Below are 11,751 nucleotides of genomic sequence, written 5' to 3'. Positions count from 1 at the left end.
TGCCGCAGTGGGCGCAGACCCTGGGCATGACCTTCTCGATCATGCTGTGGATGCCGTCCTGGGGCGGGATGATCAACGGCCTGATGACGCTGTCGGGCGCCTGGGACAAGCTACGCACCGACCCGGTGATCCGGATGATGGCGGTGTCCATCGCCTTCTACGGCATGTCGACCTTCGAAGGTCCGCTGATGTCTATCCGCGAGGTCAACTCGCTCAGCCACTACACCGACTGGACCATCGGCCACGTGCACTCCGGCGCGCTCGGCTGGGTCGGCTTCATCTCCTTCGGGGCGATGTACTGCCTGGTTCCGTGGCTGTGGAAGAAGGAGAAGCTCTACTCCAACCGCCTGGCCGAGTGGCACTTCTGGATCGCGACGCTCGGGAACCTTCTCTACAGCTGCGCGATGTGGGTCTCCGGCATCATGGAAGGCCTGATGTGGCGGGAATACACGCCCCAAGGCTTCCTCGCGAACTCCTTCGTCGAGACCGTCGCGGCCAAGCACATCGAGAACGTCATCCGCACCATCGGGGGTCTCATGTACCTCTCCGGCGCGGTGATCATGTCCTACAACCTGTGGCGCACCGTCCGCATGCCCAGCTCAGCGCCCAGCGCGCAGAGCCTGGCGGCGCCCGCGCCCGCGCTCATCGCGGCCGAGTAGGGGCCTTAATCACACCATGTGGAAACATCACACCAAGCTTGAGCGCAACTCGCTGCCGCTCGTCATCGCCATCCTGATCGTCGTCTCGATCGGCGGCATCGTTGAGATCGCGCCGCTCTTCTATCTGGAGAGCACCATCGAGAAGGTGGAGGGCGTGCGGCCCTACACCCCGCTCGAGCTCGAAGGCCGCGACATCTACATCCGCGAGGGCTGCTACACCTGCCACTCGCAGATGATCCGCCCGCTGCGCGACGAGGTCGAACGCTATGGTCACTACAGCCTGGCGGCCGAGAGCATGTACGACCACCCGTTCCAGTGGGGGTCGAAACGCACCGGGCCTGACCTGGCGCGCGTCGGGGGCAAGTACTCCGACGGCTGGCACACCGACCACCTGATCGACCCCCGCTCGGTGGTGCCGGAATCGGTCATGCCGCCCTACGCCTTCCTGGCCAAGAAGACGCTCGACTACCGGGCGATCGAGGACAAGATCCGGGCCATGACCCGGGTGGGCGTGCCCTACACCCAGGACATGATCGACAACGCCAAGGAAGATCTTGAGACCCAGGCCGACCCATTCGCCGCGCCGACCAAGTTCCAGAACCGCTATGGCGGCAAGGTCCTGCAGCGCGACTTCGACGGCGATCCTGATCGCCTGACCGAGATGGACGCCCTGGTGGCCTATCTCCAGATGCTCGGCACCCTGGTCGATTTCTCGACCTACCAGGCCGAGGCGCCGGAGAACCGGCGATGAGCGACTTGACCTACGAAACCGTGGCGCGCTTCGCCCAGCAGGGCGGGCTGATCTACTTCTCCGCCATCTTCGCCTGCGGCGTCGCCTATGCGCTTTGGCCCCGTAACGGCGCGGCGTTCAAGCGCCTCGCCAGCCTTCCCCTACAAGACAATGAGGCTCCCGATGTCGAAGCGTGAGACCGACGAGGTCACGGGCGTCGAGACCACGGGCCACGAGTGGGACGGCATCCGCGAGCTGGATAATCCGCTGCCGCGCTGGTGGCTGTACGTATTCTACGCCGGGATCGTGGTGGCCATCGTGTATTGGGTGCTGATGCCGGCCTGGCCGGGTGTCAGCGGCTACACGAAAGGCGTTCTCGGGCAATCGGACCGCGCCGACGTGGTGCGCGAGCTGCAGGGCCTGAAGGAGCTGCGCGGCGCGCAGGCGGCCAAGCTGCAGAAGGCTTCGCTCGAGGAAATCGAGGCTGACCCCGAGCTGCAGGCCTACGCCCAGGCGATCGGCCAGTCGGTCTTCGGCGACAACTGCGCAACCTGCCACGGCACCGGCGGCGTCGGGACCAAGGGCTACGCCAACCTGCGCGACGACGTGTGGCTGTGGGGCGGCTCGCTCAGCGACATTCACCGGACCATCGAGGTCGGCATCCGCTCGGATCATCCAGACACCCGGTTCTCGCAGATGCCGGCATTTGGTCGCGACCAGATGCTGACCGCGGCCGAAATCGGCGACCTCACCGAGTACGTGGTTGCGCTTTCGCGGCGCAAGGCCGACGCCGCCGCGGTGACGCGCGCCGCGCCGATCTATGAGGCTCAATGCGCCTCGTGCCACGGCCCGGCCGGACTGGGCGACCAGACCAAGGGCGCGCCGAACCTGACCGACCAAGAGTGGCTCTACGGTTCCTCGCGCGCCGATATCCGCGGGCAGATCTGGGCCGGCAAGGGCGGCGTCATGCCGTCCTGGAAGAACCGCTTCGATCCCGAAACCTTGAAGGCGCTGGCCGTCTACATCCACGCCAACGCCGGGGGGCAATAGAGCGCCATGACTGTCGTCATAGACCGGACCCAGCCCTCCAAGCCGGCCCCCACCGGCAAGGGTCCTGTCTCGGCCGCCGCTCGGGTCCGCGCCAGCGGAGGTCCGGGCGGCGGTTTGTACAAGCCGCGTACGCCGATCTATCCAAAGCTGGTCCATGGCCGGTGGCGGGCGATCAAGTGGGCGGTCCTGATCGCCACCTTGGCGATCTATTACGTGACGCCGTGGATCCGCTGGTCCCGACCGGGAAATCTTCCCGACCAGGCGGTGCTGGTCGATTTCGCTGGCCGACGCTTTTACTTCTTCGACATCCAGCTCTGGCCGCAGGAGGTGCATTTCATCACCGGCCTGCTGGTGATCGCTGCGTTGGCCCTCTTCCTGGTCACCGCACTGTTCGGCCGGCTGTGGTGCGGTTACTCATGCCCACAGACGGTCTGGACCGACCTGTTCATCTATGTCGAGCGGATGTTCGAAGGCGATCGCAACGCCCGCATGCGGCTCGACGCGGCGCCCTGGTCCTTCAACAAGGCCTGGCGGAAGATCGGCAAGCACGCGGTCTGGCTGGCGATCGCCTTCGCCACCGGCGGCGCATGGATCTTCTATTTCCATGACGCGCCGAGTCTCCTGCACGATTTCTGGATCGGGCAGGGGCCGATCACCGGCTACGTCTTCGCCGCCCTGCTGACCTTCACGACCTATGTCTTCGCCGGACTGATGCGCGAGCAGGTCTGCGTCTACATGTGCCCTTGGCCGCGCATCCAGGGCGCGATGCTCGACGCCAATTCCCTGCAGGTCACCTATCGCCATGACCGGGGCGAGCCGCGCGGCGCCCACAAGAAGGGGACCGATTGGAGCGGGCGTGGCGACTGCGTCGACTGCAACCAGTGCGTCACCGCCTGCCCGATGGGCATCGACATCCGCGATGGCTCCCAGCTTGAGTGCATCAATTGCGGCCTCTGCATCGACGCCTGCGACGAGGTGATGATCAAGGTCGATCGCCCGACCGCCCTGATCGCCTATGACACCGACGCTGCGGTCGAGGCTCGCGCCGCCGGCCGGCCGGCTGTCTACCGCTTGGTACGCTCGCGGACGGTGTTCTACGCCGTAGCCCTGGCGGCGCTGTCTGCCCTGATGATCTGGGGTTTGGCGACACGCACGACGCTGGACCTGCACGTGCTGCGGGACCGAAATCCGGTGTTCGTGCGTCTGCACGATGGCGCTGTTCGCAACGGCTACACCTTGAAGGTCGCCAACCGCAGCTTCCAGCCCGAGCAGATGACGATCGCCTTGGAGGGGCAGCCCGCCGCGGTGCTGAAGACGCCGGGATCGGTAGTGACCGCAAAGACCATCACGGTCGAGGTTCCGGCCAACGAAGTCCGCGCCGTTCGTGTGTTCGTCACCTTGCCGCCCGAGGCGCTGAGCGCGCCGAACCTGCCGGCGACCTTCGTTGTGCGGTCGTCGCGCGAGGAAATGCGGACGGTCACCACCTTCCTGTCTGGAGCTGCGAACAGCCAATGACGTCTCCGAACGAGCCCGGCTTCCGCATCAGTGGGCGCCACGTCCTCTTCGCGGTCATCGCCTTCTTCGGGGTGATCATCGCCGTGAACGCCTACTTCCTGGTCGCGGCCTACCGCACCTTCCCGGGACAGGTGTCCGAGACGCCGTACGAGGACGGGATAGGCTTTAACCGCACCGTCGCCCAGCGTCGCGCCCAAGCCGAACTGGGCTGGAGCGCGACGGCGACGAACGCGGCGGAGGGCGTGGAGGTCGCTTTGCGCGACCGCGCTGGCAAGCTCCTCACGGGCCTGAAGGTCGAGGGCGTGTTGCGGCGTCCCGCCACCCAGGCGGGCCAGATTGGCCTGAAGTTCTCCGAAGTCTCCGCCGGCCGCTATGTCGCCAAGGCCGGCCCCGGCTCGGGGGCCTGGGATCTGCACTTCGCCGCCCAAGGCGCCGGTTCGGAGCTCTTTGAAGGGGAGCGCCGACTGACATGGCCATGACTTCACATGTGCTGGAACACCAGGACTTCTCGGCGTTCATGCGGGACGGGGAGGATGGGCGGCCGTCGATAGACTTGCTGGTCAAGGGCGCGCGCTGCGCGGCGTGCCTTTCGAAGATCGAGCGCGAGATCACCGCCATGCCGAGCGTGTCCTCGGCGCGGCTGAACCTGACGACTGGCAAGCTCTCCGTCGCCTTTGAGCGCGGCCGCGACGACGCCGGCGCGGTGCTGGAACGGCTCGACGGCCTCGGCTACCCGGCCACGCCGTTCGATCCGGCCAAGGCGCTCGCCGCCCATGACGCCGAGGGGCGGCGCCTGAGCATGGCGCTGGGCGTGGCCGCCTTCGGCGCCGGCAATGCGATGATGTTTTCGGTGCCGATCTGGGCCGGGCTGTTTGGCCAGGAACTGGGGCCGGCGACCCGGACCTTGATGCAGTGGATGAGCGCGGCGATCGCCGCTCCCTGCGCGATCTACGCGGGCATGCCGTTCTTCACCTCGGCCTGGCGATCGCTTCGCAAGGGTCGGGCGAACATGGACGTGCCGATCTCCATCGGCGTGATCCTGACCCTGCTCATCAGTTTCGTGGAAACCGTCCTCGGCGGCGCGGACACCTATTTCGACGCCGCCGTTTCGCTTCTTTTCCTGCTGCTGATCGGTCGGTGGCTGGACCATCGACTGCGCGCCAACGCCCGCAGCGCCGCCTCCGACCTGCTGGCGATGCAGGCGCCTGCCGCGGTGGTGGTGGGCGAGGGAGGCGTGGAGCATCGCACGCCTCTGGACGACGTCCGCGCAGGAGACCTTTTGCTGGTGCGGCCCGGCGAGCGTATCCCAGTGGATGGCGTGATCGAGGGCGGCGTGTCGGAGCTCGACAACGCCCTGCTGACTGGCGAGACAGCGCCGGTTCGCGCCGGGCTAAACGACATCTGTCGCGCCGGCGCGCTGAATCTCACCGGAACGCTGCGCCTGCGCGCGACCGCGCGGTCGGAGGACTCGGCCGTCGCCGCCATCGCGCGGCTGGTCGAGGCCGGGGCGCAGTCGCGCTCGCTCTATGTGCGTCTGGCCGACAAGGCTGCGGCCCTCTACGTGCCGGTGGTGCATAGCGCCGCGGCGATCACCTTCCTGGGTGGTTGGGCCTTGGGGCTTGGCCCGCGTGAGGCCCTGTTGCGGGCGGTCGCTGTCCTGATCATCACCTGCCCCTGCGCGCTCGGCCTGGCCGTACCGGCGGTGCAGATCACCGCCTCAGCACGGCTGTTCCGACGCGGCGTGCTGGTCAAGTCCGGGGCGGCGCTCGAGCGGTTGGCCGAGGTCGATCACGTGGTTTTCGACAAGACCGGCGTCCTGACCGAGGGGCGTCCGCGTTTGCTCGATCCGATCCCCGCGGCCATCGCGATGGCCGCGCCGTTGGCGCGAGCGTCGGCTCACCCCCTCGCCAGGGCGTTGTCGGCCCAGGCTGGGGTTTCCTCCCTGGCCGAAGATGTGACTGAAACACCTGGCCAAGGCGTCGAAGGCTGGATCGCGGGGCGCCGCGCCCGGCTTGGCCGCGCCGGCTTCGTGGGCGTGCCAGGCGCGGCCCCCAGCGAAACCGAACTATGGTTCGGCTTCGATGACGACACCAAAATTCGCTTCGCCTTCGCCGATGCTATCCGCCCCGACGCAGCCGAAACCATCGCGGCCTTGCGCCAGAGAGGCCTGACCGTCGAGATACTCTCCGGCGATCTCGCCGCGCCGGTGGCCAAGGTCGCGGCCGCGCTCGGCATTGAAACCTGGCGCGCCGGCCTCACGCCGGCCGAGAAGTCCGAGGCGATCGCCGCGCGCGGCCGCGACGGACGCCGTGTGCTGATGGTCGGGGACGGCCTCAACGACGCTCCGGCGCTCGCCAACGCCCATGCCGCCATGGCGCCCGGCTCGGCGCTCGACGCCAGCCAGAACGCCGCCGATCTGGTGTTTTCGGGCGAGGGGCTTGGCGCGGTGGTCGCCGCGCTCGATGTGGCGCGTTCGGCGCGCCGCAGGGCGTTGGAGAACTTCGCTTTCGCCGCGCTCTACAATCTCATCGCCGCGCCCGCGGCCATGTTCGGGTTCATCAACCCCTTCGTCGCGGCGCTCGCCATGTCCGGATCGTCGCTGGCGGTCACCTTGAACGCCCTGCGGACCGGGCGAGGAAAAACCTCATGAGCATCTTCATGCTTCTCGCGCCGCTGTCGGTGATGATCGCGCTGGTGGGGCTGGGCGCATTCTGGTGGACGCTGCGTAGCGGCCAGTACGACGACCCGATGGGCGACGCCTCACGCATCCTGATCGAGGACCCGTTGGACAGGCCTGACGCACGTGAGGCTTAGGCGCGCGAGGCGTGAGCGCGGTGCTCAGCACCCGGTCCGCCGAACCGCGCGAGCTTGTTTTGTGATGCAGTCGGCCCGCGAAGTTCGCCGGGCGAGGCTGGGGCTTAGCCGGCCGCCATGTCCAGCAGAGCGTCCCGGTCGGTGATGCGGAACTGCCGACAGGACTTGAACTCCACGACCTTCGCCGACTGCAACTGAGTGATCATCCGCGACACCGTCTCAATGGTCAGGCCAAGATAGTCAGCCATGTCCTGGCGGCCCATGGCCAATTCAACGACCTCGTCACAGCACCGATCGGCCAGACCCATCAGAAAGCTGGCGACCCGTTCCGACGCGCTCTTGCGGACGAGCAGGCTCAGATGTTCGCGCGCGCGATCAAGGTCGCGCACGGTCGCCTTCCAGATGAGTTGTCGAAGTTCTTCGTCCCCGCCGGCCGCGATGAGCGCTTTGCGGCTGGCGACCAGGACGATGCAGTCGCTCAACGCCTCGGCGGTGAGGCCGTGCTGGGAGCGGGTCTCCAGACCAAAGAGCTCGCCGTCATAATAGAAGTCGCCAATCGGACGGCGGCCGTCGGCCATGAAATGCGAGGTGCGGACCGTGCCGTGCACGAGGCGATAGACGAAATCGGTCGCCTCGCCTTGGCCGTAGATCTCCTCGTCCTTGGCAAAGGCCATACGAACGCCGATCGCGCCCATCAGGTCGGTGGGCTGGCTCAGTTCGCGAGGCGCGGCGCGGAACTCATTGACCATGTGCATCAAGATCACGCCCTCCATCGGCTGATCTCGAAGCTAGACCCTAGGCTGCGGGCCCAAAATTCCGGAGCGTCCCCTAAGTAAAGCTACGGAGTTGCCGAGTCGCCCCGCCAACTCGCCGCTCTAGAGGGCGGATGACAAGCCCGGGCCGCGCCACCAGGCGACCACCAGCCAGCCGATGCCCTGGGAGATCAGGTCGATCGCCAGCAGGGCGCCGATCACCTGGATGCCTGAGATCGGCCAGCCACTCAGTATGATCAGACCCGCGACGATTCCGAACACGCCGGACAGCATGATCAGCAGGCGCCCGATCGAGGTGCGCAGTCGGAAGCCGACCGGCAAGCGAACCAGTCCGGACAGCACCAGGGCGAAACCAAGGGCGTAGGTCAGGAACACGCCCCGGAAGGCTGGCTGGGTGAGCAGGACGACGCCGAACACCACATAGAGGAAACCGAGCAGGATGCGCGGCGTCGCGCTGGCCCAGCCCTTGGTCCAGAAGGCGTGGATGAGCTCGAACCCGCCGGCGACGACGGCCGCGCCGCCTATGACCAAGGCGCTGACGGTCTTGACCAGCATGATGTCGGCCAACACGAAAATCCCGCCGAGGAGCAGGACGCCGCCAAGCAGCGCACGAACCCATACGGGTTCAGCCGCCGTCTCGTCGGATGTGAACCTGAAAGCTGCCATTGGCGTCTCCCATCCCTGGCTTGTTTTTGGCGACTACTCGCCGCATGGGCGAGCATGATCGCAACCAGCGGCGAAGGGAAGACGTGTCGACGAGTCGACGATCGGTAGACCCCCGCCAGTCGGCAATGCGCCCCCGTCAGGTGAAACCTGTGGTTCGTACCCGGAAAGCGCTGATCTATATTTGGTTTTTGGCGCTCAGGCAGAGTTTACCAGGCGACTGTCATGTTGAGACACGGCCTGTAAGCGACAGGCATTGATCGAAATTCGACCCTTGACGACCTATGAGTGTGGTGTAGCCATTTCAGTCGGTCGGGGAAAATGTTGCGCGGCGATAGGGTCGCGGAGCTCTTGGAGAGCCAATATGAATCTTAACGATCGTCGCATTTTCTTGATCCCTGCTCTGGTGTCGGGACTTCTCATTGCCGGCTGTACAGCGACGCCGACCGCCAATTCTTACGGCCGCGGTGAGGCGATGCGGGCGCAGTCGGTGGAATTCGGGTCGATCCTCAGTATTCGCCCGGTGAACATCCGCCCCGACAGCACCATGGTCGGCACTGGAACCGGTGCGGTTCTTGGCGGCTTGGCCGGCAGTCAGATCGGGGGCGGCACGGCCGCTAACGCGGCTGGCGCGGTGGCCGGTGCGGTGGCCGGCGGCGCGCTCGGCAGCGCCATTCAGGGATCGCAGAACACGCCCGGCCTCGAACTGACCGTCAAGCTGGACAACGGCAATAACGTGGCCGTGGTTCAACCCGGCGGAGTCAACGACTTCCGGGTCGGTGATCGGGTCCGAGTGACGTCCGACGGCGTCAATACGCGGGTCAGCCGATAGTCAGCGCCGCGCTCGGCAACCCAGCCGAGCGCATGATTATTCAGACAAGGCGGCAAGCGCTCTGCCCTAGACAGGGCGCTTGCTGAGTTTGTGCTGGGATGGGAGCCGATCAGGCGCCGTCGAGGGCCCGGCTGACGTCCCGGGTGAGGTCGATCACGCTCTCCAGGCCGACGCTCATCCGCACCCAACCTTCGGTCAGGCCGATTTCCAGCCGCTGCTCTTCGGGCATGGAGCGGTGGGTTGTGGTCGACGGATGGGTCGCCATCGACTTGGCGTCGCCGAGGTTGTTGGAAATATCGACGATGTCGAGCGCGTCGAGGAACCGCCAGGCGGCCTCGCGGCTGCCGAGGTCGAAAGCCACGACCGTGCCGCCGCCGCTCATCTGCTTGGCGACGATCTCGGCCTGCGGGTGGTCGGCGCGGGCCGGGTAGAGCACGGTCTTGGCCTTGGCGTGCGCGCCGATCACGTCAGCGATCTTGGCGGCGTTCTCGGTCTGCCGCGTGACCCGCAGCTCCATGGTCTCCAGGCCCTTCAGCAGGACCCAGGCGTTGAACGGCGACAGGGCCGGGCCGGTGTGGCGCAGGATGTCCTTGTAGGACTCCGTCATCAGCGGCTCGGCGCCCAGGATCGCGCCGCCCAGCACGCGCCCCTGACCGTCGATATGCTTGGTCGCCGAATAGACGACGATGTCGGCGCCCAGCGCCAGGGGCTTCTGGAAGATCGGCGTCGCGAAGACATTGTCGACCACCAGCTTTGCGCCAGCCTCATGGGCGATCTTCGCCACGGCGGCGACATCGGTTATTTCGAGCAGCGGATTAGCCGGGGTCTCGACCAGGAAGGCCTTGGTGTTGGGCCGCACGGCATTCTTCCACGCGTCCAGGTCGGTGGCGTCGACATAGGTGATGTCGACCCCAAAGCGGGGCATCCACTCCGACAGGATCCAGCGGCACGAACCGAAGAGGGCGCGTCCGGCCACGATGTGGTCGCCGGCCCGGACCAGGCCTTGCAGGGCCACATGCACGGCGGCCATCCCAGAGGCGGTGGCGCGGCAGGCCTCGGCGCCCTCCAGCAGGGCGAGGCGGTCCTCGAACATCTGCGTCGTCGGGTTGCCGAAGCGTTGGTAGATGAAGCCCGGATCCTCGCCGGAGAACCGTTTATCGGCCGCGCCGGCGGTGTCGTACGAGAAGCTCTGGGTCAGATATAGGGCTTCGGAAATCTCGCCGTACGGCGAGCGGGCCATACCGCCGCGCACCAGCTTGGTTTCCTGCTGCCAATCGCGCGGGTCTTCGGCCATGTTCCTATCCTTCCAACAGAAGCAGCGCCTTCTAAACCCCAGCTCGGGCCGCCGCCACAGTGGAAAATCTGACGCAGCTTGCAGCTGCCCGGCGGCTAAGCCTTGCCAGATGCGCGAGGGACGGCGAGTGTCGCGGCGATGATCGACGCCCCGTCCAGCAGTTCCTCCGGCATTCTGCCCTGCCAATCCATTGATGACCTGATCGCGTCCGGCGCCATCACGTCCGCCAAGCCTTTTGATCTTGATCAGGTCCAACCGGCGAGCCTCGACCTGCGGCTGGGCGCGCGCGCCTGGCGGGTGCGGGCCTCGTTCCTGCCTGGGCTTGGCCGCACCGTGCCGCAGCGCCTGGAAGACGTGGCGATGCACGAGCTCGACCTCACCAAGGGCGCGGTTCTGGAGCGTGGCTGCGTCTATATCGCCGAACTGCAGGAGGCCCTGGCGCTGCCCAAGGGCATCTCGGCGCGGGCTAACCCGAAGAGCTCGACCGGGCGGGTAGATGTCTTCGTGCGGTTGCTCACCAACAATTCCGTAGCTTTCGACGACGTCTCCGAGGGCTATGTCGGGCCGACCTACATTGAGATCGCGCCTCAGACCTTCTCGATCCTGGTGCGGACCAACACCCGCCTGAACCAGCTTCGTCTCAAGCGCGGCGACCCACCGAAACTGTCGATCCGCAGCGTCGGCGTCGATCTATCCGACGGCATCGCTGGCTTCCGCGCGCGGCGTCACGCCGGCGTCGTCGATATGGACCACGTGGACGGCCACGATCCGAAGGACTTCTGGGAACCCCTGGTCCCGCGTCGCGGCGAACTGCTGCTCGATCCGGGCGAATTCTACATCCTGGCCTCCAAGGAGGCCGTCGAGATCCCGGTGATGGAAGCCGCCGAAATGACGCCGATCGATCCTTCGGTGGGCGAATTCCGCGTGCACTATGCCGGCTTCTTCGATCCGGGTTTTGGCACCGAAGAGGCGGGGGGCGTGGGATCGCGCGGCGTGCTCGAAGTGCGCAGTCACGAGACCCCATTCCTGCTGGAGGACGGCCAGACCGTCGCGCGATTGGTCTACGAGCCGCTCACCGCCAAACCGTCGCGGCTCTATGGCGACCAGGGTTCCCACTATCAGCGCCAGGGGTTGAAGCTCTCCAAGCACTTCCGTATCTGGAGCTGAGGCTGGGCCTCGGGGGAAGTTGGCATGCCGCCGCGCGACGACCGATGGACGATGAGTGTCGGGCTGGGAACGGCGGCGGTCGTGCTTGGCCTGTTCTTCGTCGGCGGCGCGGTGGTCTGGCGGATTACCGAGGCCGACCTTGTCCTGCTCCCCGCCATGCCGGTCTTGAAGGCCGCGGTCGCAATGGCCGACCTGGGCTGGCAGTTCTGGGGGCACTGACCTTTGATGGTTGATATGCGCGCTCAGGCCAGCAC

Annotated in this window: 14 protein-coding genes; 11 read left to right on the top strand and 3 right to left on the bottom strand. The window is 66.4% G+C overall.

The genetic code is table 11. The annotated features are described in order from the left end of the window. From Q8M13_RS01005 to ccoS, 8 genes are all read left to right on the top strand, one after another. A partial coding sequence (locus Q8M13_RS01005) for a cbb3-type cytochrome c oxidase subunit I (protein WP_305297754.1) occupies positions 1-659 on the top strand: 659 nt, incomplete at its 5' end. A 16-nt stretch (positions 660-675) separates the two neighbouring features. Beyond that, the gene (ccoO, locus tag Q8M13_RS01000) at positions 676-1,410 is read left to right on the top strand and encodes a cytochrome-c oxidase, cbb3-type subunit II (protein ID WP_305297753.1); all 735 of its coding nucleotides are present in this window, start codon (positions 676-678) and stop codon (positions 1,408-1,410) included. Beyond that, a complete protein-coding gene (locus Q8M13_RS00995) occupies positions 1,407-1,586 on the top strand; it encodes a cbb3-type cytochrome c oxidase subunit 3 (RefSeq protein WP_305297752.1) in 180 nt (59 codons plus the stop codon). Before ccoO ends, Q8M13_RS00995 begins: the two co-directional genes overlap by 4 nt. Next, entirely contained in the window at positions 1,573-2,439 is an 867-nt protein-coding gene (gene ccoP, locus Q8M13_RS00990) for a cytochrome-c oxidase, cbb3-type subunit III (RefSeq protein WP_305297751.1), read from the top strand. Before Q8M13_RS00995 ends, ccoP begins: the two co-directional genes overlap by 14 nt. A 6-nt stretch (positions 2,440-2,445) precedes the next feature. After that, on the top strand, positions 2,446-3,954 hold the full coding sequence (ccoG, locus tag Q8M13_RS00985; RefSeq protein ID WP_305297750.1) for a cytochrome c oxidase accessory protein CcoG: 1,509 nt from the start codon (positions 2,446-2,448) through the stop codon (positions 3,952-3,954). Next, a complete protein-coding gene (locus tag Q8M13_RS00980; protein ID WP_305297749.1) occupies positions 3,951-4,433 on the top strand; it encodes a FixH family protein in 483 nt (160 codons plus the stop codon). Before ccoG ends, Q8M13_RS00980 begins: the two co-directional genes overlap by 4 nt. Beyond that, positions 4,430-6,604: a heavy metal translocating P-type ATPase gene (locus Q8M13_RS00975; protein WP_305297757.1), complete on the top strand. Its 2,175-nt coding sequence runs from the start codon at positions 4,430-4,432 to the stop codon at positions 6,602-6,604. The genes Q8M13_RS00980 and Q8M13_RS00975 overlap by 4 nt, the downstream gene beginning before the upstream one ends. After that, positions 6,601-6,768: a cbb3-type cytochrome oxidase assembly protein CcoS gene (ccoS, locus tag Q8M13_RS00970; RefSeq protein ID WP_305297748.1), complete on the top strand. Its 168-nt coding sequence runs from the start codon at positions 6,601-6,603 to the stop codon at positions 6,766-6,768. Before Q8M13_RS00975 ends, ccoS begins: the two co-directional genes overlap by 4 nt. Before the next feature lie 104 nt (positions 6,769-6,872). On the opposite strand, the gene Q8M13_RS00965 is transcribed toward ccoS, so the two are convergent. Together Q8M13_RS00965 and Q8M13_RS00960 are read right to left on the bottom strand one after the other, a co-directional pair. After that, the gene (locus Q8M13_RS00965) at positions 6,873-7,541 is read right to left on the bottom strand and encodes a helix-turn-helix domain-containing protein (protein ID WP_305297747.1); all 669 of its coding nucleotides are present in this window, start codon (positions 7,539-7,541) and stop codon (positions 6,873-6,875) included. A gap of 102 nt (positions 7,542-7,643) precedes the next feature. Further along, positions 7,644-8,207 (bottom strand): HdeD family acid-resistance protein, encoded by a 564-nt coding sequence (locus Q8M13_RS00960; RefSeq protein ID WP_305297746.1) that lies wholly within the window; start codon positions 8,205-8,207, stop codon positions 7,644-7,646. Between the two features lie 361 nt (positions 8,208-8,568). On the opposite strand from Q8M13_RS00960, the gene Q8M13_RS00955 reads away from it, so the two are divergent. Continuing rightward, on the top strand, positions 8,569-9,036 hold the full coding sequence (locus Q8M13_RS00955; RefSeq protein WP_305297745.1) for a glycine zipper 2TM domain-containing protein: 468 nt from the start codon (positions 8,569-8,571) through the stop codon (positions 9,034-9,036). Between the two features lie 109 nt (positions 9,037-9,145). On the opposite strand, the gene metZ is transcribed toward Q8M13_RS00955, so the two are convergent. Then, complete coding sequence (gene metZ / locus Q8M13_RS00950) at positions 9,146-10,330, bottom strand: O-succinylhomoserine sulfhydrylase (protein ID WP_305297744.1); 1,185 nt, start codon at positions 10,328-10,330, stop codon at positions 9,146-9,148. 138 nt (positions 10,331-10,468) lie between these two features. Here metZ and Q8M13_RS00945 point away from each other — a divergent pair, with 138 nt between their 5' ends. Beyond that, positions 10,469-11,497, top strand: coding sequence for a 2'-deoxycytidine 5'-triphosphate deaminase (locus tag Q8M13_RS00945; protein WP_305297743.1), 1,029 nt, complete (start codon positions 10,469-10,471; stop codon positions 11,495-11,497). A gap of 24 nt (positions 11,498-11,521) precedes the next feature. Next, positions 11,522-11,716: a hypothetical protein gene (locus Q8M13_RS00940; protein WP_305297742.1), complete on the top strand. Its 195-nt coding sequence runs from the start codon at positions 11,522-11,524 to the stop codon at positions 11,714-11,716. Positions 11,717-11,751 lie beyond the last annotated feature (35 nt).

The organism is Phenylobacterium sp., assembly GCF_030681155.1.
Taxonomy (GTDB): Bacteria; Pseudomonadota; Alphaproteobacteria; order Caulobacterales; family Caulobacteraceae; genus Phenylobacterium.
The sequence above is the reverse complement of the archived record's forward strand: the minus strand, read 5'-3'. Positions and strand labels throughout refer to the sequence as shown.